The 24177-nt window shown below is 49.2% G+C and carries 25 protein-coding genes and 2 tRNA genes; 23 read left to right on the top strand and 4 right to left on the bottom strand.

Annotation, left to right across the window (positions count from 1 at the left end):
• Positions 1 to 4 precede the first annotated feature (4 nt).
• From METFOR_RS06585 to METFOR_RS06525, 13 genes are all read left to right on the top strand, one after another.
• Positions 5 to 283, top strand: coding sequence for a hypothetical protein (locus tag METFOR_RS06585; protein ID WP_015285331.1), 279 nt, complete (start codon positions 5 to 7; stop codon positions 281 to 283).
• Positions 283 to 690, top strand: coding sequence for an archease (locus METFOR_RS06580; RefSeq protein ID WP_015285330.1), 408 nt, complete (start codon positions 283 to 285; stop codon positions 688 to 690). Before METFOR_RS06585 ends, METFOR_RS06580 begins: the two co-directional genes overlap by 1 nt.
• 21 nt (positions 691 to 711) lie before the next feature.
• A complete protein-coding gene (locus tag METFOR_RS06575) occupies positions 712 to 2148 on the top strand; it encodes an RtcB family protein (RefSeq protein WP_015285329.1) in 1437 nt (478 codons plus the stop codon).
• A complete protein-coding gene (locus tag METFOR_RS06570; RefSeq protein WP_015285328.1) occupies positions 2145 to 2720 on the top strand; it encodes a hypothetical protein in 576 nt (191 codons plus the stop codon). Before METFOR_RS06575 ends, METFOR_RS06570 begins: the two co-directional genes overlap by 4 nt.
• Before the next feature lie 109 nt (positions 2721 to 2829).
• Positions 2830 to 3252 carry a DUF2111 domain-containing protein gene (locus METFOR_RS06565; protein ID WP_015285327.1) on the top strand — a complete coding sequence of 141 codons (423 nt, stop codon included), beginning with the start codon at positions 2830 to 2832 and terminating at the stop codon, positions 3250 to 3252.
• A gap of 1 nt (position 3253) precedes the next feature.
• Complete coding sequence (locus tag METFOR_RS06560) at positions 3254 to 4237, top strand: biotin--[acetyl-CoA-carboxylase] ligase (RefSeq protein WP_015285326.1); 984 nt, start codon at positions 3254 to 3256, stop codon at positions 4235 to 4237.
• A 48-nt stretch (positions 4238 to 4285) separates the two neighbouring features.
• Positions 4286 to 4795, top strand: a complete 510-nt coding sequence (locus METFOR_RS06555; RefSeq protein ID WP_015285325.1) for a biotin transporter BioY — start codon at positions 4286 to 4288, stop codon at positions 4793 to 4795.
• Positions 4792 to 5463, top strand: coding sequence for an ATP-binding cassette domain-containing protein (locus tag METFOR_RS06550; RefSeq protein ID WP_015285324.1), 672 nt, complete (start codon positions 4792 to 4794; stop codon positions 5461 to 5463). The genes METFOR_RS06555 and METFOR_RS06550 overlap by 4 nt, the downstream gene beginning before the upstream one ends.
• On the top strand, positions 5460 to 6152 hold the full coding sequence (locus tag METFOR_RS06545; RefSeq protein WP_015285323.1) for an ATP-binding cassette domain-containing protein: 693 nt from the start codon (positions 5460 to 5462) through the stop codon (positions 6150 to 6152). Before METFOR_RS06550 ends, METFOR_RS06545 begins: the two co-directional genes overlap by 4 nt.
• Positions 6140 to 6793: a hypothetical protein gene (locus METFOR_RS06540; RefSeq protein ID WP_015285322.1), complete on the top strand. Its 654-nt coding sequence runs from the start codon at positions 6140 to 6142 to the stop codon at positions 6791 to 6793. The genes METFOR_RS06545 and METFOR_RS06540 overlap by 13 nt, the downstream gene beginning before the upstream one ends.
• 49 nt (positions 6794 to 6842) lie before the next feature.
• Positions 6843 to 8585, top strand: a complete 1743-nt coding sequence (locus METFOR_RS06535; RefSeq protein ID WP_015285321.1) for a pyruvate/oxaloacetate carboxyltransferase — start codon at positions 6843 to 6845, stop codon at positions 8583 to 8585.
• The gene (locus METFOR_RS06530; RefSeq protein ID WP_015285320.1) at positions 8582 to 10057 is read left to right on the top strand and encodes an acetyl-CoA carboxylase biotin carboxylase subunit; all 1476 of its coding nucleotides are present in this window, start codon (positions 8582 to 8584) and stop codon (positions 10055 to 10057) included. Before METFOR_RS06535 ends, METFOR_RS06530 begins: the two co-directional genes overlap by 4 nt.
• A gap of 66 nt (positions 10058 to 10123) precedes the next feature.
• Positions 10124 to 10236: transfer RNA gene (locus METFOR_RS06525), tRNA-Met, on the top strand.
• Between the two features lie 89 nt (positions 10237 to 10325).
• Here the strand turns inward: METFOR_RS06525 and mmp10 are convergent.
• Positions 10326 to 11552 carry a methyl coenzyme M reductase-arginine methyltransferase Mmp10 gene (gene mmp10, locus METFOR_RS06520; RefSeq protein ID WP_015285319.1) on the bottom strand — a complete coding sequence of 409 codons (1227 nt, stop codon included), beginning with the start codon at positions 11550 to 11552 and terminating at the stop codon, positions 10326 to 10328.
• 164 nt (positions 11553 to 11716) lie between these two features.
• Between mmp10 and METFOR_RS06515 the strand changes: the two genes are divergently transcribed.
• From METFOR_RS06515 to METFOR_RS15295, 4 genes are all read left to right on the top strand, one after another.
• A tRNA-Thr gene (locus METFOR_RS06515) sits at positions 11717 to 11789 on the top strand.
• A gap of 127 nt (positions 11790 to 11916) precedes the next feature.
• The gene (locus METFOR_RS06510; protein ID WP_015285318.1) at positions 11917 to 13722 is read left to right on the top strand and encodes an ABC transporter ATP-binding protein; all 1806 of its coding nucleotides are present in this window, start codon (positions 11917 to 11919) and stop codon (positions 13720 to 13722) included.
• 48 nt (positions 13723 to 13770) lie between these two features.
• Positions 13771 to 14499 carry an acylneuraminate cytidylyltransferase family protein gene (locus tag METFOR_RS06505; RefSeq protein WP_015285317.1) on the top strand — a complete coding sequence of 243 codons (729 nt, stop codon included), beginning with the start codon at positions 13771 to 13773 and terminating at the stop codon, positions 14497 to 14499.
• 620 nt (positions 14500 to 15119) lie between these two features.
• Positions 15120 to 15464, top strand: coding sequence for a hypothetical protein (locus tag METFOR_RS15295; protein WP_148277617.1), 345 nt, complete (start codon positions 15120 to 15122; stop codon positions 15462 to 15464).
• Positions 15465 to 15497: 33 nt separating this feature from the next.
• Here the strand turns inward: METFOR_RS15295 and METFOR_RS06495 are convergent, their stop codons facing one another.
• The 3 genes from METFOR_RS06495 to hisF are packed head-to-tail and all read right to left on the bottom strand — an operon-like array spanning position 15498 to position 18079.
• Positions 15498 to 16715, bottom strand: a complete 1218-nt coding sequence (locus METFOR_RS06495) for an N-acetyl sugar amidotransferase (protein WP_015285316.1) — start codon at positions 16713 to 16715, stop codon at positions 15498 to 15500.
• 9 nt (positions 16716 to 16724) lie between these two features.
• On the bottom strand, positions 16725 to 17327 hold the full coding sequence (gene hisH, locus METFOR_RS06490; RefSeq protein WP_015285315.1) for an imidazole glycerol phosphate synthase subunit HisH: 603 nt from the start codon (positions 17325 to 17327) through the stop codon (positions 16725 to 16727).
• Positions 17324 to 18079 (bottom strand): imidazole glycerol phosphate synthase subunit HisF, encoded by a 756-nt coding sequence (gene hisF / locus METFOR_RS06485; protein ID WP_015285314.1) that lies wholly within the window; start codon positions 18077 to 18079, stop codon positions 17324 to 17326. The genes hisH and hisF overlap by 4 nt, the downstream gene beginning before the upstream one ends.
• Positions 18080 to 18282: 203 nt before the next feature.
• On the opposite strand from hisF, the gene METFOR_RS06480 reads away from it, so the two are divergent.
• The 6 genes from METFOR_RS06480 to METFOR_RS06455 are packed head-to-tail and all read left to right on the top strand — an operon-like array spanning position 18283 to position 24176.
• Positions 18283 to 19398 (top strand): N-acetyl sugar amidotransferase, encoded by a 1116-nt coding sequence (locus METFOR_RS06480; RefSeq protein ID WP_015285313.1) that lies wholly within the window; start codon positions 18283 to 18285, stop codon positions 19396 to 19398.
• 12 nt (positions 19399 to 19410) lie between these two features.
• The gene (neuB, locus tag METFOR_RS06475; protein ID WP_015285312.1) at positions 19411 to 20454 is read left to right on the top strand and encodes an N-acetylneuraminate synthase; all 1044 of its coding nucleotides are present in this window, start codon (positions 19411 to 19413) and stop codon (positions 20452 to 20454) included.
• Positions 20451 to 21596 (top strand): UDP-N-acetylglucosamine 2-epimerase, encoded by a 1146-nt coding sequence (gene neuC / locus METFOR_RS06470; protein WP_015285311.1) that lies wholly within the window; start codon positions 20451 to 20453, stop codon positions 21594 to 21596. The genes neuB and neuC overlap by 4 nt, the downstream gene beginning before the upstream one ends.
• A 26-nt stretch (positions 21597 to 21622) precedes the next feature.
• Positions 21623 to 22051, top strand: a complete 429-nt coding sequence (locus METFOR_RS06465; protein ID WP_199484001.1) for an acyltransferase — start codon at positions 21623 to 21625, stop codon at positions 22049 to 22051.
• The gene (locus METFOR_RS06460) at positions 22026 to 23150 is read left to right on the top strand and encodes a DegT/DnrJ/EryC1/StrS family aminotransferase (protein ID WP_015285309.1); all 1125 of its coding nucleotides are present in this window, start codon (positions 22026 to 22028) and stop codon (positions 23148 to 23150) included. The genes METFOR_RS06465 and METFOR_RS06460 overlap by 26 nt, the downstream gene beginning before the upstream one ends.
• A complete protein-coding gene (locus METFOR_RS06455; protein ID WP_015285308.1) occupies positions 23151 to 24176 on the top strand; it encodes a UDP-N-acetylglucosamine 4,6-dehydratase family protein in 1026 nt (341 codons plus the stop codon). It abuts the gene before it with no gap.
• Position 24177: the final 1 nt, after the last annotated feature.

Genomic DNA, 24177 nt, shown 5'->3' with positions numbered 1-24177 from the left:
CATAATGTATTCTCATGGCCGGGCTGATTTGCATGATATCACCATCGATCCAGAAGTCATCGAATTCATGGATAAACGCGACTCTGACTTCCGGATCTGCACTTCCTGCGGTGGCCCCGTGTTGTTACCAGTACGGATCAAGCCCCCAAAGAAAACGGATCTTCTCGTAAAAGCCGGAGGCCACACCATTTATGTCTCCATCCACCAGGCGCGATTCCTCAATTCGATCCAGATGGAGATGATTCCGTTCTTTGACGATGATTCTTACGGGTACGACCGCTGATGGGTTTTACGGAACTGTCACACACAGCTGATGTGAAAATACAGGTATCGGCACCCACTCTCAATGCCCTTTTCTCTGATGCATTCGAGGCACTGATGCAGGTGATGTACGGGAAAGACCGGAGAGGGGGGACCCGGCGCGAATTCACCCTGCATGCCGACAACAATGAATCCCTCCTTGTGGATTTCCTGTCGGAGGTCCTGTTCATCTCCGAGGTTGACGGCCTGGTTTTTTCCCGTGCCGATATCACCATCTGCAGGGAAGAGCTGCATGCTGTGCTTGATGGCGAACCATTCGACCCGTCACGACATGCGGGGGGCACCGAGGTCAAGGGCATCTCCTATTCAGGCCTCTCGATTTCGCACGATACGAACGGATATATGCTGGACATCCTACTTGATGTATAACGGGACCTGGAGGGGGATGAGATGATCGACGGTGTTGTGCGGATCACGGAAAATGAATGGGAAGTTCCTTGCGGATACATTCCCGGCATGCGGGTACCCGGCAGGTTTTTCCTCTCTGAATCGCTCGGGCGCATCCTTGAGCCGGGGGCGCTTGCTCAGCTTGCCAATGTCGCGACCCTGCCCGGAATCGTAAAACACGCTCTTGCCATGCCCGATATCCATTGGGGATATGGCTTTCCCATTGGCGGAGTTGCCGCATTCTCCCTGGATGATGGGATCATCTCTCCCGGAGGAGTGGGGTTCGATATCAATTGTGGCGTGCGGCTCCTTACCACACCGGTCTCGCTGCAGGATATCAACAACCGCAAGAAGGACCTGATCGATCAACTCTTCCATGTCGTCCCCACGGGTGTCGGGGCGAAAAGTTCCCAAAAAATCCCCTCGCATGCTCTCGACGAGATGATGATAAAAGGTGCACGCTGGGCGGTGGAGAATGGTTATGGTAATGAACGCGATCTTGTCCGCTGCGAAGAAGCCGGGGGCATGATGGGTGCCTCGATAAAAACAGTATCTGCAAAGGCACGCCAGCGGGGAATTCCGCAGGGCGGAACCCTGGGATCCGGCAACCATTTTCTGGAGCTCCAGGTTGTCCGCGAGATCTTCGATCCGGTCGCCGCCAAAGCATTCGGTATCCGTGACGGGCAGGTCTGCTGCATGATCCACTGCGGCTCACGCGGGCTGGGACACCAGGTCTGTACGGATCACTTAAAACTCCTTGAAACTGCGACAAAAAAGTACCAGATTAAACTCCCTGACCGCCAGCTCGCCTGCGCTCCCATCAGTTCGCCGGAAGGGAGGGACTACTTCAGCGCCATGGCTTCTTCAGCGAATTATGCCTGGGCCAACCGCCAGTTAATCACGCATGCAGTCCGGGAAGTCCTGGCAAAGATGTTCGGTATCGAATACGATGAAATGCCCCTTGTCTACGATGTTGCCCATAATGTAGCAAAGATCGAGGAGCATCGCGTTGATGACAAACGGATGCAGGTCTGTGTCCACCGGAAGGGAGCTACGCGGGCATTCGGTCCCAGGTCGCCGGATCTTCCGTCAGACCTCTCAACAATCGGCCAACCGGTCATTATTCCCGGCAGCATGGGTACGTCCTCCTACGTACTCTGCGGGACGGCAACGGCCATGGACAAGACTTTCGGTAGTACCTGCCATGGTGCGGGGCGGGTCATGAGCCGTTCACAGGCAAAGAAACGGCTGAGCGGCAAAGAAGTGGCCGCGAACCTTGCAAAAGAGGGGATTATCGTCAGGGCTCCCCACGAGAACGCCATTGCCGATGAAGCCCCGGATGTGTACAAGCCCAGCGACGAAGTAGTAAGGGTCGTGCACGATGCCGGCATCTCCCGCCTTGTCGCCCGCCTCGTCCCGGTCGGGGTGATCAAGGGATGAATTGCCGGGCCGGCTTTCTCTGGGACTCCCCGCAGCATTTCAGCCGGCTTATCGAGGACTGTGGTATTTCCTGCGAGATCGTGACCCCCCATATGCTCGCAGCCCCATTTTTCCGGGGCTCGTTCAACTGCCTGATCGTCCCGACAGGTTTTGGCAATGCAAAATATTCAAACCTCCTGCCGGCATTGCGGGCATCATCTTCCCGCATCCACAGGTTTGTTGAAAATGGCGGAAACCTGTTGGTCTTCGGTGCTGCGGACAACAAGGCAGATGCCTATGACTGGCTCCCGTTCCGGCTGAAATATTCCCATGAGTTCCACCCGCGGACGATCTCGTGTTCCGGAAATTCACTGGCGGCAACTCTTGCTGAAGAATACGATCCGCAGAACATCGAATGCGATGGATCATTTCCGGAACATGAGGGAACCTGTGTTGGATCTGCAGGATCTTCCGATGTCATCATCGAACACTGGTATGGAAAAGGGAGAATTATTGTAACCAGCGTTCACGAGTTTCCGTCACGGGAATTTCTCAAGAAATTCTGCTGCGAAGGTATCACGAGTCCGCTGTAGCGGTGGCACCGTGACAGGAATTCCCGGTTACCGGCTTCTTAGCCCACACTCATACATTCCACAACCTTCATCAACCTGAACGATTGACCAGAGTAGTGAGGCATTCGTTATGCACCGCTACGTGTTGTCCTGCAATGCGGCATCGGAAGATTTGGAACCCGTTGTCCTTGCTGTTCATGAACTTATCCACCGGCTTCCTGTTACGGCAAAATCCGCAGATCGCGATGGCATCCGGGTCGAAGATGGCAGGGTCATCGACCGGGCATACAACGGCCCGGTTCTTCTCGACGCCATTGCCCGGAACCAGACAATCAAGACAACCCCCGCAAGCGGTGCATACAAGGGAGTCCCGGTAACGGTGACACCCATCCGGGACAGAGAGGGAAATGCGATCGGGGCTATAGGCATAGTCGATATTACGGGTATTTTCGATCTCGCCACGCTCATGGAGCACCAGTCCGCAATTCTCAAGCAGGTCTGCGGAAAGGATCCCTGCCCGCTTGACTCGGAAAAGATCAGTTCACGAAGGTGATATGTTGCCGGAATCCGCATTCAAAGTACTGGAAATCCTTGAACGGGCAGAAGGGGCCCTCTCCGGGGAGACGATCAGCAACGAACTGGGAATTACCCGTTCAGCAGTCTGGAAACACATCAACGAGCTCCGGATGATGGGATACGATATTTCTTCGTCACAAAAGGAGGGGTACCGGTTATCCCAGCCCAGCGCAAAACTGCTCCCGTACGAGATCCACAAGAAACTCCGTACGCAGTTCATCGGGAAGAAGATGCGGTACTTTGAGAACACACCTTCCACCATCTGGGTAGGAAAACAACTCTGCTCGGAAGGCGATGTTGATAAGATGAACGGTCTCGTCATTATCGCAGAAGAACAGACGGGCGGTGTTGGCAGGATGGGCCGGGCATGGGTCTCGCCCAGCGGCGGCATCTGGATCACCATTGTCCTAAAACCCTGCATACCCATCGATCATATCTTTATGGTCACCATGGCAGGATCCATTGCCGTTGCCCGGGCAATCCGAAAAGAGTTCAACCTCGGGGCGCTCATCAAATGGCCTAACGATATCTTCATCGGGAACAAGAAAGTTGCCGGGCTGCTCCTGGAACTCTCGGCAGAGTCCGATGTTGTGCACCACTGCCTTCTCTCTATCGGCATTGATGTGAATGTCCCGGTCACCAATTTCGCTCCGGACCTGCGCGACCAGATCACTTCTATCTGCGCGGAAGTCGGGCATAAAGTTGACCGCGCGGCGTTTCTCGCCCGGCTGTTAAAAGAGTTTGAGAGCCACCTCCTCCTGATAGAAAGCGGGGAGTACGATACAATCATCCAGGAATGGAAGAGTATCTCATGCACTCTCGAAAACCGTGTCCAGATCCGTACCCTCAAGAACAGTTTCGAAGGCGAAGCCGTGGATATCGATGAGTTCGGTGCCCTGATTATCAAGAAGGACAACGGCAAACTCGAACGGGTCATAGCCGGCGACTGTTATCACCAGTAATCCCAATACTTTTTTATCGTCAACCATCATTTTCATAAGAGGTTGACGATGTTTGGCGATCTCGAACGTTCACGGGTATTAGCACATTCCGCGGTTTTTATCGGGCTCATTGCACTGGGGAGCTGGATATCGATCCCCTGCATCCCGGTCCCATTTACGCTCCAGACACTCTTTGTCCTGCTTGCCGGGGCCGTCATGAAACGGAGGGCCATACTTCCGGTAGCAGCGTACATTGTTCTCGGCACACTCGGCCTTCCGGTATTCCACAACGGGATGTCCGGCCCGGGGGTACTCCTCGGACCTACCGGGGGCTATCTCGTCGGGTTCCTCGTTTCTGCGCTCATCGTCGGACTTGCGTACGAGAGCTCGTCGCGCCCTGTACGCATTGCCGGCCTTGCAATGGGAACCGCAGTCACACTCCTCTTTGGCATGGCATGGCTGATGATCTCTGCCGGAATGGAATTCATTCCCGCGTTCATCGCAGGGGTTCTCCCCTTTATTCCGGGCGGCATCCTGAAAGCAGGTGCTGTCTACATCATCGCTGAGCGGTTGCCATGATTGAACTTTCCGGTATCCGCCATACCATACTTGACATCAGCGCCCTCCGGATCCCTTTCGGTACCACATCAGTGATCGGACCCAATGGCAGCGGGAAAACGATGCTGCTCAAACTCTTGGCCGGGATCTTCCTGCCACACTCCGGGACTGTGCGTATCGATGGAGTGCCTCCCCGAAAGACTGAAACCGGCTGGGTCAATGAGTTCCCGGATCGCAACATCCTTTTTGGCACCGTCATTGATGAAGTCGCATCATCGCTGCGTTTCCGCCACCTGCCAGACAGGGACGTGAAAATTACGGTTGAGAAGCTTCTGGACTCTATGGGGATATCCCCCCTTAGAGGCCGGCCGGTATGCGATCTATCTGGAGGGGAAAAGGTCCTTGTCGCACTTGCTGCAGCACTTGTACACACACCCCGGGTCCTTGTGCTCGACGAATGTGACTCGCACCTTGACAACTATAGGGCCCGCCAGGTCGAGCGCATTGTCCAGGAACGCGCGATCCCGTACGTTATCCGGTGTACCCAGCAGGTTGAATCCGCAATCCGCAGCGATCATGTTATCTATCTGGAGAATGGCCGGGTCGCCTATGAGGGGGTACCGGGGGAAGTATTCGCCCGGCTCCATGGCACACCATTTTATCCCCTGACCATGGAGTGCGGGATATGAGGATCGATCTCGATGCGGTACGAGTTGTACGGGATTCGTGGTCTGTCTCTGCAACCGGGACATTCACCGAGGGTATCCACCTGATCAGTGGTGATGTTGGCAGTGGTAAAACCACACTTGCGCGGGTAATTGCAGGACTCTCTCCGCCCACCTCGGGAGCGATCAGAAGGGAGGACATCACCCACCCGATGATCTCGTTCCAGTTCCCGGAGCACCATGTCACCGGCTCAACCGTCAGCGAGGAATGTTCCTCCTGGGGGCTCGATCCCACAGTCATACTCAAACAGGCCTCACTTCAGGAAAAGGCCGGCCTCTCTCCTCTGCGACTCAGCCGGGGGGAACTGAAACGCCTGCACCTGGCCTGTGTCCTGTCACAGGAGTACGACCTTCTTGTCCTGGATGAACCCTTCAGCTCCCTGGACTGTAAGGAGAAGGCGCGGGCCTGCACCACAATCTCCGGCCGCGCACGGGGGATCACGATCATCTTCACGCACGAACAGTCGCAATTCCCGCGGGTGGATATGCTCTGGGAGATTGTTGACGGTTCGCTCCACTGCAGGGGAAATCTTCCTGATGCTCTTCGCACATGGGAGCACGCTCCGGAGATCGTCAGGGCACTCATCAGAAGAGGGAAAGAACCGGCAAACCTCACAAGACAGGATATCCGGGAGGCAGCATGCAGGACATAAGGCTCCGGATTGCCGCGGCGCTGGTACTCACCCTTTCCGCGTTCTTCAGCTTGGCGGGAGCTGCCCTGGCATTTCTCTGGTGGATCGCATGGTCCGGCAAGGTTTCTGAAATCATGCGGATGCGTATGATCCTTCCTGTCGCGGGGATGCTGGCGTTCTTCAGCGCCGTTCTCTCCCTGACCGGAGGTGATGGCGTTTCGTATTTTTTGAGGATGATGGTCATTGTCCTTGTCGGTTCATGGGTCTATGCTGAACAGAAAAGCGGAGAGTTCCTTCATCTCGGAGTCTGGCTGCTCGGGAACCGGATCGGGTTCGAACTGGGAATGCTGGCCGACATGGCAATGCAAACCCTGCACCTCATGGTCCGGGACTTCGAAACGATCCGCGTTGCCCAGGCACTGAAAGGAACCGGCACTGCCGGGAAAATGCTTGTACCGGCCGGGCTTGTCCTTGTCACCGGTGCCCTTTCACGAGCCGAACATACTGCAGAGCTTATGGCGGTGCGGGGATACCGGTGCGGTGGTTCACTCTGTCCGCGGTTTCTCACCACGAGGGGAGATATTTTCCGATGCATGACTGCACTATGCATACTCATCATAACGGTAATTCCCGTTAGTGAATTTTTTATACTATACCGATGAATTTTTGAGAGGCTGAATATCATCCTGATGCCCGACTGAGGACTCTTCCATGCACCCTGCCTCTCCCAAAAAAGTCCTGATCACTGATACGACTCTCCGTGATGCACACCAGTCGCTCATTGCCACGCGGCTCAGGACCGAAGATATGCTCCCGCTTGCCCGGGAAATCGACAGTTGCGGATTCTTCTCCGTTGAAGCCTGGGGCGGTGCCACGTTCGATACCTGTATCCGGTTTCTTAACGACGATCCCTGGGACCGGTTGAGGGCACTGAAATCTGAACTCAAGCACACTCCGATTCAGATGCTCCTCCGTGGCCAGAACCTGGTCGGGTACCGCCACTATCCTGACGATGTCGTCGATAAGTTTGTTGATGCGGCGCACAAGAACGGCGTTGATATCTTCCGGATATTCGATGCGCTCAACGATATCCGGAACATGACGCGCTCCATGAAACGCGTCAAGGATAATGGGGCCCACCTGCAGAGCACCATATCCTACACGACAAGCCCGGTCCATAGTACCCGGTCATTCATCGATATGGCAAAAGAGCTCTATGCCCTTGAATGCGACTCCATCTGCATCAAGGACATGGCAGGCCTCATTATGCCGGAACAGGCACGGGAGCTCATCACGGGGATCAAGAAAGCAGTGGATGTCAAGGTCTGCCTCCACAGCCACTGCACCAGCGGCATTGCTCCCATGAGTTACCAGGCAGCAATTTCGGCAGGAGTTGACATTCTCGACACCGCGATGTCCCCCATCGCCATGGGGACTTCACAGCCCCCCACGGAAAGTGTTGTCGCATCGCTGACGGGAACATCGCGGGACACCGGTATCGACTTAATCAAACTCAGGGCAGTCAGGAACCAGGTCCTCAGGATCCGGGATAAATACCAGGGACTCCTTGACCCGATTTCCGAGAGGGTAGACAGCGATGTCCTCATCTACCAGTTACCGGGAGGAATGATCTCGAACATTGTCTCCCAGTTGAAGGAGCAGGACGCTCTTGACCGGTGGGATGATGTGCTGGCAGAAGTACCCCGCGTACGCGAAGACCTGGGCTACCCGCCGCTTGTTACCCCAACGAGCCAGATTGTCGGAACGCAGGCAGTCCTCAATGTCCTGGTCAACGGCCAGCGTTACCGGAATGTCACAAAAGAAGTCAAGGATTATGTCCGCGGCCTGTACGGCAAATCTCCCGGATCAATCAGCGACGAGATCCGTACGTTGATCATCGGCGACGAGAAGGTTATCACCCAGAGGCCGGCCGACCTGCTTGAGCCATCCTACGACAGCATGAAAGCAGAGGCAACCAGGGCAGGACTTATCAAAAAGGAAGAGGATGTCCTGACCTATATCCTGTATCCCGCCATAGCACCGTCGTTTCTCAAGGGAGAAAGGACCATCGAGGAGATTCCCCGGAAACAATCTGCTCCCACATCCCCCTCCGACGATATCCCTAGCCAGATGGAGGTCGAGGTTGACGGCGAAGTCTTTACTGTCAGGATCGTTTCTATCGGAGGGAACAAGGTTGAAGTCGCGAGCGCCGTCCCCCAGAAAATCCCCCGTGGCGACATTGCCGGAGGAATTAAGAGCAACATGCAGGGCATGGTCCTCAAGGTCCCCGTCAGCAGGGGCTCGGCTGTAAAGAAAGGTGACACCCTGGTAATTCTCGAAGCAATGAAGATGGAGAACCCGATCCACAGCCCGGTTGACGGCAAGGTCACCGAGATCTTTGTTGATGCCGGCGATGTCGTCCAGAACGGCGATGTCCTGCTGGTGGTCCAATGAAATTTTTCGAGAAACTCCTGATCGCCAACCGTGGCGAGATCGCCATCCGCGTGATGCGTGCATGCCGCGAGCTGGACATTGACACGGTGGCGATCTACTCGGATGCCGATAAGAACGCGCTCCACGTAAGATATGCTGACGAAGCGTTCTATGTCGGCGAAGCCCACCCCTCCAAGAGTTATCTCAACATGGAACGGATCATCGACATCGCGAAGAAGTGCGGTGCCGAGGCCGTCCACCCGGGGTACGGTTTTCTTGCCGAAAACTACCGGTTTGCCAAACTCTGTCAGGATGAGGGGGTCACATTTGTCGGCCCGCGGTGGAAGAGCATCAAAGCGATGGGCTCAAAAATCGGCAGCAAGCAGATGATGAAAGATGCCGGTGTTCCCGTCCTTCCCGGGACGGATGGGGGTATCACCGATATTGAGGAGGCAAAGAAGATTGCCGCTGATATCGGGTATCCCGTCATCGTCAAGGCCAGCGCCGGAGGCGGCGGTATTGGCATGCAGATCGTCCATGACGAGAAGTCACTGGAAGAAGCAATCTCCGGCAGCCAGCGGATCGCAAAGTCGGCTTTTGGAGATGCAACGGTCTTCGTCGAGAAGTACCTTATCAAGCCCCGGCATATCGAGTTCCAGGTGCTCGTAGATGAGCATAAAAACGCTGTCCATCTCTATGACCGTGAATGTTCAATCCAGCGTAGACACCAGAAGCTCATCGAAGAAGCACCGTCTCCCATCATGACGGACGAACTCAGGGAGCGGATGTCCGCCTCAGCCCTCAAGGTAGCCGAAGCCTCCGATTACACCAATGCCGGCTCTGTGGAGTTCCTCTACAGCCAGGGTAACTATTATTTCATGGAGATGAACACCCGGCTCCAGGTCGAACACACCATCACGGAGTTCATCACGGGCATCGATCTCGTTAAGCAGCAGATCGCCATTGCCGCGGGTGAATCCCTTCAATTTGAGCAGAAGGACCTCTCTATCCGCGGACATGCGATAGAATGCCGGATCAATGCCGAAGATCCGCTCAATAATTTTGCGGCTGATCCGGGAAAGATCCTGCGGTACCGCTCCCCGGGCGGCCCAGGCATCCGGGTTGATTCCGGCATCCACATGGGATACACCATCCCGCCAAACTACGACTCCATGATCGCAAAACTCTGTGCATGGGACAGTACCCGTCACGATGCAATCCAGAGGATGCGCCGGGCGATTTCAGAGTATATCGTGCTTGGGATCAAGACAACCCTCCCGCTCCATTACGCGATCATGAACAACCAGCAGTTCATCGATGGAAACACGCACACGCACTTCCTGCAGGAAGAGCACATTTTAAAAACCCTTGAACGGTACAAGCGGGATGAAGAGACGCGCATGCAGACACTGGCGGGATCCTTTGATCAGGGCAAAAAAGTGGCCGCAATCACTGCAGCGGTCAACACGTACATCCAGCAGAAAAAATCGTGACGGAAAAACCGTCATGTTATGAGAACCTTTAACTATTTTTACGGCGTTTTTATTATGCACTTTTGTGCTGCGGTGGCCTAGCTGGTTAGGGCGCCAGACTCATAGGGTTTATTGAACTCTTCACACTGTTCAGGCTTTGAGAGATCTGGAGATCGGGGGATCGTAACCCTCTCGCAGCATTTTTCTGTATTCTTTGCTTTAAAATATCAGGGATCGACAGATCCGGATTGTTTTTCAGGAGACATTTCTCCCCATAAGAACATCTTGTTCAGATGCCATATTGGTTGATCAACCAGATCAACTCCGTAAATCCGTTCATCTCCATCTCCAGCACCTGCTCACGGGTCATGCCCATACTGGTCTCGGCATCGGCCGTCAGCATTTCGGGGCCGCGGAGCACGGTACGCACGATCCCGTCCCGCGAGAGGATCTCTTCTGCCTCCGCATCATGGACAAATGCCCGCCCGGGGATGATAACAACCGGTTCGAGAGTCCGGAGATCGATCTGCTTCAGATCATCCGCTGTGATGAGGCAGGCGATCTCTTTTGCCACCGGGACAACCGGAACGGTTGAGCCGCATGCGGAAAGGATGGTATCGATGAACGGAGTGGCAATGCTTCCGCTGACAACGCTCGCCTGTTTCATAACCCGAGGGAGTTTTGCCAACAGCGCTGGTTCGTACCGGATCGCAAATGGCGATCCAATCTCCGGGTCCCAGAGAGGCGTACCGGAGATTTTCATGGTGAATTTTTTTCGGAGGTCCGTTATCATATCCCTGAACGACTCTACGCTCTGGGTTTTCTGATGTTTCAGCACCGGCCCGTTACCGAGAATGAGACCCTGGCCGGTTTCATTGGCAAACCGCATCAGTATGTGCCCCTTTGCCCCCCGGTCCTGAAGCCAGCGGCAGGTATCTTCGAGCACAGTCCCATCATTCACACCCGGAAGGACAACCGTTGCTGCATAGACATCGACAGCCTTGCAGAGCCGTTCGAGAATCGCAAGGGAAACCTCCGGTGTCGGGTCGTGCATGTACTGTTTCCGAAGTTTTGGATCAACGGAGAAGACCGTGAATGAAATTTCTGACAGGCCATTATCGATCAGCAGATCGGCAATAGAGGGATCGTCCCAGCCTTTACCGCTTGTGTACCCGATATGAAGCGGGGCTTCGGTACTCCCCAGCAGCCCGATGAGGTCCGTGAATTGCGGGTAACAGCTTGGATCCCCGCCACCGCTGATGGTGATCCGGTCAATCTCTCCCTGCTTTGCCTGGAGGTTCGCAAGAGTTTCATCTGCAACAGTGCGCAGGTCCTTGAATCCGCTGTACTCCTCCTTTACTCCTCGTGTGCAATAGTCACAGCCTTTCATGAACGGCAAGCAATACCGGCACCCGAGAGGGGTTGTGCCCTTCACTTTCTTGAAATAACAGTATTCGCAGTACCCACGGCAGTTTATGCCGGGGCTCCCGCCAATATCCACGGTCAGCTGTGCCATTTCTACAGATAGGTTATTGCCGGGGCGTATAAGGGATTGGTTTTTTTACCATGCGCCCTTCTCGTGGATCACGAAACTGTGCACCGGGATCAGGAATTAGCATTATTGCGCTGACTGCCCCCCGGCACCATCTTTTTTATCATCGAATGTCAAACTACTATGGCGCCTCAGTGGCTTAGTTGGCAGAGCGGCTGACTTGTAATCAGCAGGTCCCGTGTTCAAATCACGGCTGAGGCTTTTTTATTGTCCGGTTTTTTTTAAAGTGGAGAGATGTGTTTAACAGTGAAAAACTCCACCGGATCTATGCAGAATCACTTATATCAAAATGGATACGAATCCTAATAACGAGATTCGGGGGAATTATATGGCTGATGAAAAATCTATCGGAGTTATCTGGTTTTTCTTAAAGGATTACCAATTTTCTTTTTTATTCCTATCAGCTCTTGGCGTCCTTATGGCCGTTGTCAACATGATCAATCTGGCTCTTCTCTATCCGATTTTATCAATCAGCACAAACCAGACGTATCAGCCGAATAATCTCCTGTTTTCACTCATTTCATTGATTGAAAACCTTTTCGCAGGCTTATTTGCAATCCAGGATCCGTTAATTGCATCCAGCCTCTTGTTCATGCTCGCTGCCTGTTTCTCTTTTTTTTTAAATGCTGTTTTTGTCTGGGTTTCCTTGAAGATTACAACAGAAATCACCATCTATAACAAAGAAAAATTATTCGATAAATATGAATCATCGGATTACCAGCGGTTTATTGACAGCAAACAGGGCGATATTATTTACCGGCTTACCCGTGCACCGCAATATATTGCCGAAGTTTTAAGTAATCTGACAAAACTGTCAGTTGATATCCTGATCTCAGTATCCACAGTCCTGTTACTTTTTTCCATAACGGTTTATGGAACCATTCTTTTCCTTGCAGCAGGAACAGCTTACTATATCTTTACGAGATACTTGAGCTGCAAAATCTCGTATCTGACCGGCACCGGTCGCTATCAGGCCAATGAAAATGAGATTGTTACCCTCAACGAATACATCAACGGGGTAAAACAGATCAAAGCATCTGAATCTTCCCCGTTCTGGAAAAAACACTTCACAAAATCAGTCTGGGACTACTGGGTATTGTGGGAAAAAGATGCATTCTGGCTGCAGATCCCGCCGCTTGTCCTCTACCTGCTCATTTTCATAACGATCGGATCCGTCATCATTGCGATAAAAATATTCTACCCGGCAAGTTTCATTGCATACTTACCAGTTCTGGGAACATTTTCTCTTTCCGTTCTGACCTTATTGCCAAAACTCGCCAATTTTGGAAATTATCAGATGGCAATTATGGGTGCACTTCCCAATTTATCACTTGTCAGGCAGGTGTTCGAGGATACGAAGTATTCCACCATAAAAAATGGTTCAAAAATTTTTTCCGGTAAAAAACCGGAGATTTCTTTTGACCAGGTGAAATTCTATTATCACGAAAATACACCTCTCCTCAGGGATGTACACCTCACAATAGAGGCGGGAAAGACAACAGCAATCGTCGGTGAATCCGGTTCAGGCAAGTCGACTATGATTGATCTGCTCTTGCGATTATATGATGTGGGGGAAGGCCGGATTCTCATCAACAACATCGATATCAGGGACTATGATCTCGCTACGCTCAGGAACAAAATCGGATTTGTCAGTCAGGATACATTCATTTTCAATGCAAGTATCAGGGAGAATATCACGTTCGGGCAGGAATATTCTGACGAAGAGATCATGAGAGCCGCGTCTCTTGCAAATGTACACAACTTCGTGGATAGGATGCCTCAGAAATACGATACGGTCGTCGGTGACAGGGGCATGAGACTGTCCGGAGGAGAACGCCAGAGGATAGCTATCGCCCGCGCAATAATCCGTAACCCGGAGATCCTCATTCTCGATGAAGCGACGAGCTCTCTTGATACGGTATCAGAAAAAATCGTTCAGGACGCGATCTCGAATGTTGCACAGACATGTACTACTGTTATTGTTGCACACCGGCTTTCAACTATCATCAATGCAGATATGATTTATGTCATTAACAAAGGAAGAATCATCGAAAGCGGAACGCATCAGACGCTGATTGAAAGGAAAGGGGAATACTGGAAAATGTATAATGTCCAGATGAACCCGGATTCATAAAAAAATTTGGGAAATCTTCAAATTTTCTTCAGGGGATATACTATCATCATGCATCACGCACGTGCTTCCCGCCAGGATCCGCCTGAAATCCTTGCAATAATTCCTGCCCGAGGGGGGAGTAAAGGCATTCCTAAAAAAAATATCCGACCCCTGCATGATAAAACCCTTATTGAATATTCCATAGATGCGGCAAAAGGATCGAAATTTCTCACACGGATCGTTGTCTCAACGGATAACGATGAAATCGCTGCTATTTCGAGAGAAAATACTGTTGACGTAATAATCCGTCCTGAGGAGATAGCCCGGGATGCATCATCCGTTGTTGATGCAATCATCCATGCAACCTCGGTGTTGAAAGAGCGGGATAATTTTTTGCCCGGTGTAATTGTCTTATTACAGCCAACATCGCCTATGAGAAACGCTGGTGATATCGACAACGCAATCCGGTTATTTCTGGAACACAGATGTGATTCGGTTATCAGCGTTTGTGAAACGGATCATTCACCCTACTGGTGCTTTACCCTGAATCAGCAGAAGGTTATTCCTTTATTTTCCAAAGAGATCTCACGTAAAAGAAGACAGGATCTTCCCAAAACGTATCAACCCAATGGGGCCATTTATGTTGGAACACTGGATTTTATCATAAAGAATGCCGGGTTTGTCTCAGACAATACCCTTGCGTATATTATGCCTAAAACCCGAAGTATCGATATTGATACTCCCCTGGATTTGGCCCTGGCTGAATTCTTAATGGCTGAACCTAATAATCTACAATAAACCTGCGCATAGGGTAAGGGCGTTTTGGAATTAAGAAACATATTTTCATTCCATTCCTGGTAATTTTTCTGGAGCAGGCAGGTCGAAAACCATGACATGGAAAGCCGACATTTCTCATGGAAGAACGAGACCAGCGCAAACGCCGGAGGTCTATCCAACCTGAAAACAGTACAACACTTTTTTCTCCACTTGTTTTTGGAAAAATCATCCGTCTTTTTTTATGCACGATAACCAAATTCCGGATTGTCCCGGATATAATCGTTGTAAGGTCCCGTATTTCTCCGGCCTGCCTTGGATTCCCCATCAATTTGCGGGGCTGTGAACGAGGGATTTTTTTTGTTACTTTTTTTAGACTCCGGAAATTTTTCCATTTTTTCCGGTTTTTTTATGAATAATTCCGGGTTTTCTCATCTTCGCGATCCTGATCGCGTGAACTGCCCACATCCCCCCAGGGCATCCTTCTCATTACACCGGGATACCCTGTATTCCTAAGATTCCCTTATCCGGGCTCAAAATTGGCTCCGATTACCCTCTTTTCCCGGACATGGAGGCAATAATCCGTAAAAGTGAGGTAATATTGGGCAGAAAAACCGGTTTTTCCTCCGGAGACTGGAAGTAATATGGCAACATTCCGGGGCCTGAAACGGGAGTGGCCTGTTCATTTTTATGTAAACGGCCCGGATTTGGTCCGTAGGACAGCAATAACTAAAAACAGGCCTCACGGGAATTCATCTCTATACTCGATGGAGAAACGGAAAGATGGTGTGGGGGAGACCCTGCAGGCATTCGGGAACAGAGTGTTTCGGAAAGGGGGATCGTATAGAGAATGGTGGGTGTATTCTGAATTTTTTCCGGATGACACCGGTTTCCACGTGAGATCTGGAGAAAAAAATTTAAATTTTTTGGGAGACTTTTCCACGATAAAAAAAAAACTTTTCCGTATTTGGTTTTTTAAAAGAAAATGAAAAAACCCATTAAAAAAATGAATGGATCTTTCGCTATAATTCAGTTTCCCATATTTTTTGACGTAACTCCCATTTCCCGTTGGTCTTTTTCCATAAATGCGGAGGTCTCGCGTTGTCGATTGTTTCATGGAACTGGTGTTCAGTAATTCCCATATAATCAAGACACTCCTTGAGGTACATGTGGGGAAATTCTCCATCAAATCTTCTGATGAGCCGGATACCCTCATCGCGGGTGATATCCCCATTTCTTATTTCCTGGGCGGAATCATAGGTAGCGCGGCCCACACCAAATTTTACATACGTGGTATAATAATGGAGCCAGTCAATTTTGTCGTCAATGGAACTGTATTTGCTGTAACTTCCTTCCGTTCTGAAATCATTTGGCAGGAAATCAGAATGTTCAACTGCATAATAATAGGTTTCCTGAGGGTGCCAAGGAATATAGTATCCCAAGTAATGAACTTCCGTTCCTACCGTATCCAGCCGGGCTGGTTCAGATGGAAGGTATGCCTCGAGATCTGATAAGGATAGGTGATATTCCTTCATGAGATCCTTTGCATTTGCCCCACCAAGGTAAATCTGATCCAGCTCATGGTCCATGGAATAATAGGAAGAATCACGTTTTGCGCTCTGGTTGTCTGCAACAGGATTGCCATATTCTGCCTCGTTCTCTCCAAATACCACAAGGGGAATATTTAACTGAATTGAAAATTTCGGGGCAAGATTCTTCTGTCCGATAATGAACGGCTGGAAGGGGTGAACGAGGTTGAGAAATGCAAGACGGGTAAGGAGACGGTGGACTTTCTGGTTCGGCCAGTACGTATAATTTGCAAAACCTGAATTCAGCCATGATTCAAAATTCCGTCTTCCGACACGTGTGTAGATTTGAGGAGGCCAGGTAATCAGGAGCGGATGCATATTATATTCATGCTTCAGAATATGAGCCGCCATCACGCTGTCTTTTCCGCCACTGCCGGGAACAATAACATCATATCTTCCGTCCATCCGACGGAACCTGTCACAGAGATCGGAAAGCTCCCCGCGCCGTTTCTCCCAGTCAATAGTTCGTTTTTTGTCGGCAAATCTGCAGGCCTCACAGACACCATCTTTATCAAACGCAATTGCCCGCTTTTTATCACCGGGCTTGTTCTTGAATTCCACGGTCGATGATGGCCGCTGGTTATTCATGGTGCATTTCTTGCAGAACCTGACCTTCGTGGGCATACCGTACATGCCGAATTCTTCTGTCATGGGAGTAACTCACGGGAGACTGATGAAGTTGTTTAGGATTACAATACCGGCTTCCCGACTTTTTTCAGGATGGAACTGGACACCGTAGAGATCATTTTTCTGGATAACAGAAACGAAGTTATGGTCGCAATAATTTGTCAGCGCAATAACATCAGTATAATTAACAACCTCGTAAGAATGCATGAAGTAAAAATTATCTTCATTTGTGATCCCGGTAAGGAGTGGGGACTCCTTTACGAGGGATAATTTTCCCCAGCCCAGATGGGGGACTTTGCATTTTACCTCAATTTTTTTCACTTCCGCATCGATAAGATCCAATCCCCATGTTTCACCAAATTCATACCCGACTTTCGAGAGAATCTGCATCCCAAGGCAAATCCCCAAGGTTGGGCGTTCGTGGATCTGGTCGACAAGTTCGGATTTTAAATCCCCGAGATTGTCCATTGCGTCCCTGAAACTGCCCACACCGGGAAGAACGATTTTGTCAAAAGATTTGAAGTCTTTTTTAGTTTTCACGGTTTTTACGGTCGCACCAGCGCGTTCAAGAGCTTTCTGAACACTGAAAATATTTCCCGATACACCATAATTCAAAAGACCAATTACCGTACTCATAGCGCAACCTCGATTCCGCTGTCCGCAAGGAATGTCTTAATCTCCCCGATCGTTGTTTTATTATAGTGTAGGAGGCTTCCGATAGCAACCGCATCCGGTTTTGCATGTGTTATCATGTCCCGGATTTCTTCAAGCGATCCTGCCCCGCTTCCTGCAATAACCGGAATTTTGACTTTTGAGACAATAGCAGCAATCAGATCTTTATCAAATCCGCGGTTCCTTCCATCGCGATCAACCGAGCTGACAAGAAGTTCACCGGCTCCAAGAGATTCCACTTCTTTTGCCCATGATACAGCATTCTTTCCGCTCCGGATTCTACCGCAGTCACTGTAACACTCCCACCAGTCAGTCCAGTGTTTTGCAACAATATGCACAACGACAGCCTGGGAGCCGAAGATTTCAGCAGCCCTTCGGATAATTGAAGGATCTTCCTGGAGGGCATAGGTATTGATCAGGACTTTGTCTACACCGTTGTGAAGTAATTGTTCAAAATGCTCAGTTGCCTGAACACCCCCACCGGCAGCAAAGGGAATATAAAGATCGCGTGATGTCTGATGGATCAGGTCAAGCATGATCGGCCTGCGATACAGGCTGGCAACAATATCCTCGAAAAGGATCTCATCCGCACCCTGATTGTAATATTTCGAGGCAAGGTCCTTGGGGGAACCCATTCTTCTCAAACCTTCAAAATGAACCGGTTTTACCACATCTGGAGGTTTAACATCAAGGCGGGCAATAATTCGCAACGGCATATTATTCGTAAACAGTTCTTGAGTTGTAGTAATAAGAATTTTCCTTCCACCACAATCATATAAACATTTCTCATTATCATCTTCGCATTTCAGTATTCTGAGGATACGCGAACATTATCCTTTTAAAAAATCAATTGAAATATTATTCAGAAGAATCCGAGAAAAAACATATCCAAAATCTGTTACACTACGGAGAAAATGATATGAAACATTGTAAAAACTGCATGATGCCGGACACAAAACCGGGACTTGTTCTGAATGATCAGGGAATCTGTCAAGCATGTTGTCATTATGAAATGCGGAAAACCGTGAATTATCAGTCTCGTTTTGAAGAACTGAAAAAACTTGCGGACAAGTACCGAAAGAATGATGGTACCCACGATTGCATTATTGCGATTAGTGGAGGCAAAGATAGCCATTACCAAGTGTACGTAATGAAAGAACTGCTTGGTATGAACCCTCTGCTTGTTTCTGTTGTAGATCCGTTCTCTAAAACCAAAGCCGGGGAATATAATTTCCAGAATATCGCTGATGCATTTAACTGTGATGTCATTGCCCTTCACCAGAACCCATCGCTGGTCAGGAAGATGGTGAGGATTGCATTTGAAGAGATGGGAAGTCCCACTTGGCCTATTGATCGGGCAATCTATACATTCCCGATAAAAATGGCAACCCGCTGGAAAATTCCGCTCATCGTATATGGTGAGAATGTAAGCTGGGAGTATGGAGGAGTCCTCCAGAAGGAAACATACAGTGCCCGCGATCAGCTGAAAAACGATGTTGTCAAAGCCATTGACTGGAACTTTTGGTTCGAGAAAGGAATATCAAAGAAAGATATTGAAATGCTCCAAAATCCATCAGATGAAGAGATCGAATCTGCTGGACTTGAGCCCATATATCTGAGTTATTTCATTCCATGGGACGGGTTCCGTAATTATCAGATTGCAAAAAGATATGGTTTTCGGGATCTCTCCCATGAATGGAGAAGAGAAGGGTTCGTTGAAGATTATGATCAGGTTGATTCAGTTGCATACCTGGTCCACCCATGGTTGAAATATCCAAAATTTGGATTTGCACGTGCCACCGATGTAGTTGGTTACTGGATTCGCAGCGGGAAAATCACCAAGAAAGAGGGTGCCCAGCTGATAAAGGAACAGGATCATAAACTCGACCAGCGGGCACTCGATGACTTCCTTGCATTTACCGGATATACTGACAAAGAATTCTGGGAGATTGTCGATAAATTCTATAATCGAGATATTTTCGAAAAAATTGACGGGATCTGGAAACTAAAGGACCCGGTATGGAAGAACCTTTGATCAAAACTGATCATGATTACCCTTGGAAACAAGAAAATCGGAGATGGCGAACCCTGTTTCATAATTGCTGAAGCGGGCATTAATCATAACGGGGATATTGCATTAGCCAAATCCTTGATCGATGCAGCATTTAGTGCAAAAGCGGATGCAGTAAAATTTCAAACATTCAACACGGATAGCCTTGTAACAGCAGATGCGCAAAAAGCAGAGTACCAGAAAGAATCCGGATCCTCCACTGAAACGCAGTATGCAATGCTGAAAAAACTTGAATTAACAAAAAATGACTTTAAAATACTTTCAGAGTATGCAAAAAAGAAGGGAATTATTTTTTTATCAACCGGATTTGATGACGAGAGTATCGAGATCCTGATCCATTTAAAAATCCCGGCATTCAAAATTCCATCGGGTGAGATCACCAATCTTCCACTGCTCAAAAAAATTGCACAAACCCATAAACCCGTTATCCTTTCAACGGGTATGGCGACCCTGGAAGAAATCCGGGATGCTGTTGATTTCCTTAAAAAAAATGGCTGCAGGGATATAATTCTCCTGCATTGCACGAGCAGTTATCCTGCACCGTTCAATTCAGTGAACCTGCGCGTGATAGGATCACTCCGCAAGGAGTTTAATGTTCCTGTAGGGTATTCGGATCATACCAAGGGAACTAAAATACCTGTTGCTGCAGTCGCCCTCGGCGCCTGTGTTGTTGAAAAACACATGACCGTGGATCGATCCCTTCCCGGGCCAGACCATAAGGCATCAATCGAACCTCACGAATTCAGACGGATGGTTGAATCAATCAGAAACGTTGAGATGGCCCTTGGGAGCGAGAATAAAGCCGTTCAGGAATGTGAACAAAGTAACCGGAACCTTGTCCGTAAAAGTATCGTTGCGAAAAAAATTATCCGGAAAGGTTCCGTCTTTTCCGAGGAGATGTTCACCCTAAAAAGACCGGGTACCGGAATAGAACCTCGATACATCACCCAACTTATCGGAAAATCAGCAAAATGTGATATCAGGAAAGACTCCGTTATCACGTGGGATATGGTGGAATGAAACAAAAAATTCTCTATATCTCCGGTACCCGCGCAGATTATGGCCTGATGCGTTCGGTTCTTTTCCAGATAAAACATCATCCGGAAATGGAACTCCATATCATTGTAACGGGCATGCATCTTATGCCCGAATTTGGATCAACCATCACTGAAATTAAACAGGATGGCTTTCGTTATCATATCGTTGACACGATTCAGGAAGAGGATTCCAAGGGATCCATGGCTGAATTTATCGGTCATTTCATTCAGAATCTTGTTACCAGAGTACGGGAGATCCAACCCGATAAAATCCTTATCCTCGGAGACCGGGGAGAAATGTTGGGAGGGGCAATTGTCGGAGCGTATATGGGTATCCCGGTTTTCCATGTGCACGGGGGCGAGGTAACCTCAACGGTTGACGAATTCGCACGTCATGCCATCACAAAACTATCCCACATTCACCTGGCTGCAACAGCGGAGAGCGCAGAGCGGATAAGGAAAATGGGGGAAAATCCAGAGCATATTTTTGTTGTAGGCGCACCGGGACTGGATCAGATATATCCGGTTATCACAGAGCCGGACATGGATGTAATCACCCGGTATGGGATCGATCCGCAGATTCCGCTCATTCTTGTAATCCAGCATCCCGTCCCCCTGGAACCGGGAGATCCGGCTGCCCAGATGGAAAAAACGTTACAAGCAGTTTCAAAGATCCGGGGGCAGGTATTTGTAATATATCCAAATGCTGATGCAGGAGGCAGGGCAATGATCGAAACAATAAAACAGTATGAATCCCTGCCAAATATCCGCACATTCCAGAATGTGAACCATGCTGACTATCTACACCTCCTGAAAATCTCTTCAGTGATTGTCGGGAATTCCAGCAGCGGTATTATCGAAGCTCCGACATTTGGTGTTCCGGCAATCAACATTGGAAGCAGGCAGAACGGACGCCAGAAGGGAGAGAATGTTGTTGATACCGGATATGACTCAGATCAAATTGCCCAAGCCATAGAATATGGACTCCATGACGTCGTTTTCCGACAGAAAGTTAAGGCTGCAAAAAATCCGTATGGGGATGGCAGGAGCAGCGGGAAAATTGTCAAGATTCTTGAAAGCGTTGTGAACACACCGGATTTAGTTCAGAAGAGGATGATGTACTGATGAGATTTTCCAATTGGACGTATCCTGTGATTGAAGACGGGATTCCAACCAGATACAACTGGGTTGTGCAGCATAAAGAAAATTTTAAACTCGGTTTTAAAACCGATATCGGGGCATTCACGTACATTAATGCAATCAATGGGGTTACCATTGAGGATTTGGTCCAGATAGGATCCCACTGCTCGTTATATTCAGTGTCAACTATTGATAACAAAACAGGACCCATACTACTAAAGAGAAACTGCAGGATCGGGACTCATTCTGTGATCATGCCGGGTGTTACAATCGGCGAAAACTCAAGAATTGGTGCATTCAGTTTCGTGACCGGAGATATTCCTGCAGATGTTGTGGCCTTTGGTATACCCGCCCGGGTTATCCGGCCCCTGGTAGACAAGGAGAAGGACGAAGACAAAGACAGAGGTTTAAACGATGACATGGAAAATTCCGCTCTTTAAAATGTACTGGGATGATGACGATGTTTCAGGAGTCAGTAAGGTTATAAAGTCCGGCATGAGCTGGGCATCAGGCCCGCAGATTGCAGAATTTGAGAGGATAATTGCTGATTATATCGGAAGTAAGTACTGTCTCACCTTCAACTCCGGCACATCTGCACTCCATGCTGTTCTTCTTGCATATGGCATCGGCCCCGGGGATGAGGTAATCGTTCCATCCTTCACCTTCATTGCAACAGCCAATGCTCCGAAATTTGTCGGCGCAACGCCGGTTTTTGCGGATATTGAGACATCTTCATTTGGTCTCGATCCTGCCGATGTTGAAACAAAGATAACAAAAAGAACCAAAGCGATCATTCCGGTGCATTACGGGGGATTCCCGTGTAAAATCAAAGAACTCAAAAAGATTGCCGATGATCATGGTATCCCCCTTATCGAAGATGCAGCTGAAGCCTTTGGTGCCAGTATTGGCAAGAGAAAAGTCGGCACATTCGGCGATTCTGCGATTTTAAGTTTCTGCCAGAACAAGATCATCACTACCGGGGAAGGGGGAGCTATCGTGACCGGCAACAGGGATCTTTATGAGAAACTGAAACTCCTGCGTTCCCATGGCAGGCCAGATACGGTAGATTATTTTTCGACAACACAAATTCTTGATTATATTACCCTCGGCTTCAACATGCGTATCTCATCCATGACGGCTGCACTTGGGATCGCTCAATTACAAAAGATAGACCACATTCTCTCCCAGAGACGAGCCGATGCTGAATATTATCAATCAAGACTGACCGGAATATCAGGCATATCAGTTCCCAAGGAAACACGGGGTACTTATGCAGTGTACCAGTTATTCTCCATCCAGACAAAAAAACGGGACAAGATGATCAAGGCTCTTGAAAAGGAGGGGATCATGACCAAAGTGTATTTCTCTCCAGCCCATAAAACACACTATTATCAGAAAGTTCTGGGATATACCGATTCTCTGCCAGTGACAGAAGCAATCTCTGAAGAAATTCTTAGTCTGCCATTCTATACTGGTATTCTGCGATCGGATCTTGATACGGTAATTAATGCCATCGAAAACTTTTCACGGATGAGATAAATGGATAACAAATCGTTTTACAAAGATAAGCGTATCCTCGTTACCGGGGGCGTCGGGTCCATTGGTCGTGAACTTGTCAAGAAGCTCCTGAATTATGATCCCTTCATCATCAGGGTTTTTGATAACAATGAAACAGGATTGTTTGACCTCGAGAACGAACTGAACTCGAATAAAATTCGGCCCCTTGTCGGGGATATCCGTGACAAGGAACGCCTGCTGATGGCGTTCGATGGCGTTGATATCGTATTTCACGCTTCCGCCCTGAAACACGTCCCCCTCTGTGAATCCAATCCTTTTGACGCAGTAAAAACCAATGTTATCGGCACCCAGAATGTCCTTGATGCCGCACTTTCGCGAGAAGTTGAAAAAGTTATCAACATCAGTACAGACAAAGCAGTAAGCCCTACTAATGTGATGGGAGCCACCAAACTTCTTGCCGAACGCCTGACAATTTCTGCAAATTATTATCGCGGCCTGAAAAGAACCGTTTTTTCCAGTGTTCGCTTTGGAAATGTCATGAATTCACGGGGTTCGGTAATCCCGCTTTTTAAATCACAGATTCGGAATGGCGGTCCCGTTACTGTTACAGATAATAACATGACCCGCTTTTTTATGGATATCCCCTCTGCAGTGGAGCTGATCATCAATGCAGGAAGACTCAGTCAGGGCAGGGAAATCTTCATTTTAAAAATGTCTGCAATGAAAATTTCAGATCTTGCCAGGGTTATGGTCGAGGAATATGCTCCCCAGCACGGATATCAGCCGGGAGATATCCGGATCAAAATCATTGGAAAACGGGGGGGCGAGAAGCTCTTCGAAGAACTGATGACAAAAGAAGAAGCAGAATATGCTTACGAGAACAACGACATGTTCATTATCCTTCCTCAAAGGATTACCCATGAGATTCCCTTTGAACCAAAAAAGCCGCGGACATTCAAAAAATCGGTTATTGAGGAATTCTCATCCCGCAATGCAGAATTATTAAGCACTGAAGAAATTCGCACACTAATCCGGAAAATCGGATAAC

It is taken from the genome of Methanoregula formicica SMSP (genome assembly GCF_000327485.1).
Taxonomy (GTDB): domain Archaea; phylum Halobacteriota; class Methanomicrobia; order Methanomicrobiales; family Methanospirillaceae; genus Methanoregula; species Methanoregula formicica.
Note: the sequence above shows the minus strand (reverse complement) of the source record. Positions and strands in the feature narration are given on the sequence as shown.

Bases quoted from the DNA above. Each gene is read 5' to 3' on its own strand.
- mmp10 (WP_015285319.1), bottom strand. From the start codon at position 11,552: ATGGCACAGCTGACCGTGGATATTGGCGGGAGCCCCGGCATAAACTGC.
- neuC (WP_015285311.1), top strand. From the start codon at position 20,451: ATGAAACAAAAAATTCTCTATATCTCCGGTACCCGCGCAGATTATGGC.
- METFOR_RS06560 (WP_015285326.1), top strand. From the start codon at position 3,254: ATGTTGCCGGAATCCGCATTCAAAGTACTGGAAATCCTTGAACGGGCA.
- METFOR_RS06495 (WP_015285316.1), bottom strand. From the start codon at position 16,715: ATGACAGAAGAATTCGGCATGTACGGTATGCCCACGAAGGTCAGGTTC.
- METFOR_RS06575 (WP_015285329.1), top strand. From the start codon at position 712: ATGATCGACGGTGTTGTGCGGATCACGGAAAATGAATGGGAAGTTCCT.
- METFOR_RS06505 (WP_015285317.1), top strand. From the start codon at position 13,771: ATGCATCACGCACGTGCTTCCCGCCAGGATCCGCCTGAAATCCTTGCA.
- METFOR_RS06550 (WP_015285324.1), top strand. From the start codon at position 4,792: ATGATTGAACTTTCCGGTATCCGCCATACCATACTTGACATCAGCGCC.
- METFOR_RS06580 (WP_015285330.1), top strand. From the start codon at position 283: ATGGGTTTTACGGAACTGTCACACACAGCTGATGTGAAAATACAGGTA.
- METFOR_RS06460 (WP_015285309.1), top strand. From the start codon at position 22,026: ATGACATGGAAAATTCCGCTCTTTAAAATGTACTGGGATGATGACGAT.
- METFOR_RS06555 (WP_015285325.1), top strand. From the start codon at position 4,286: ATGTTTGGCGATCTCGAACGTTCACGGGTATTAGCACATTCCGCGGTT.
- METFOR_RS06570 (WP_015285328.1), top strand. From the start codon at position 2,145: ATGAATTGCCGGGCCGGCTTTCTCTGGGACTCCCCGCAGCATTTCAGC.
- METFOR_RS06545 (WP_015285323.1), top strand. From the start codon at position 5,460: ATGAGGATCGATCTCGATGCGGTACGAGTTGTACGGGATTCGTGGTCT.
- hisH (WP_015285315.1), bottom strand. From the start codon at position 17,327: ATGAGTACGGTAATTGGTCTTTTGAATTATGGTGTATCGGGAAATATT.
- hisF (WP_015285314.1), bottom strand. From the start codon at position 18,079: ATGCCGTTGCGAATTATTGCCCGCCTTGATGTTAAACCTCCAGATGTG.
- neuB (WP_015285312.1), top strand. From the start codon at position 19,411: ATGATTACCCTTGGAAACAAGAAAATCGGAGATGGCGAACCCTGTTTC.
- METFOR_RS06540 (WP_015285322.1), top strand. From the start codon at position 6,140: ATGCAGGACATAAGGCTCCGGATTGCCGCGGCGCTGGTACTCACCCTT.
- METFOR_RS06530 (WP_015285320.1), top strand. From the start codon at position 8,582: ATGAAATTTTTCGAGAAACTCCTGATCGCCAACCGTGGCGAGATCGCC.
- METFOR_RS06565 (WP_015285327.1), top strand. From the start codon at position 2,830: ATGCACCGCTACGTGTTGTCCTGCAATGCGGCATCGGAAGATTTGGAA.
- METFOR_RS06510 (WP_015285318.1), top strand. From the start codon at position 11,917: ATGGCTGATGAAAAATCTATCGGAGTTATCTGGTTTTTCTTAAAGGAT.
- METFOR_RS06455 (WP_015285308.1), top strand. From the start codon at position 23,151: ATGGATAACAAATCGTTTTACAAAGATAAGCGTATCCTCGTTACCGGG.
- METFOR_RS06535 (WP_015285321.1), top strand. From the start codon at position 6,843: ATGCACCCTGCCTCTCCCAAAAAAGTCCTGATCACTGATACGACTCTC.
- METFOR_RS06585 (WP_015285331.1), top strand. From the start codon at position 5: ATGTATTCTCATGGCCGGGCTGATTTGCATGATATCACCATCGATCCA.
- METFOR_RS06480 (WP_015285313.1), top strand. From the start codon at position 18,283: ATGAAACATTGTAAAAACTGCATGATGCCGGACACAAAACCGGGACTT.
- METFOR_RS15295 (WP_148277617.1), top strand. From the start codon at position 15,120: ATGGCAACATTCCGGGGCCTGAAACGGGAGTGGCCTGTTCATTTTTAT.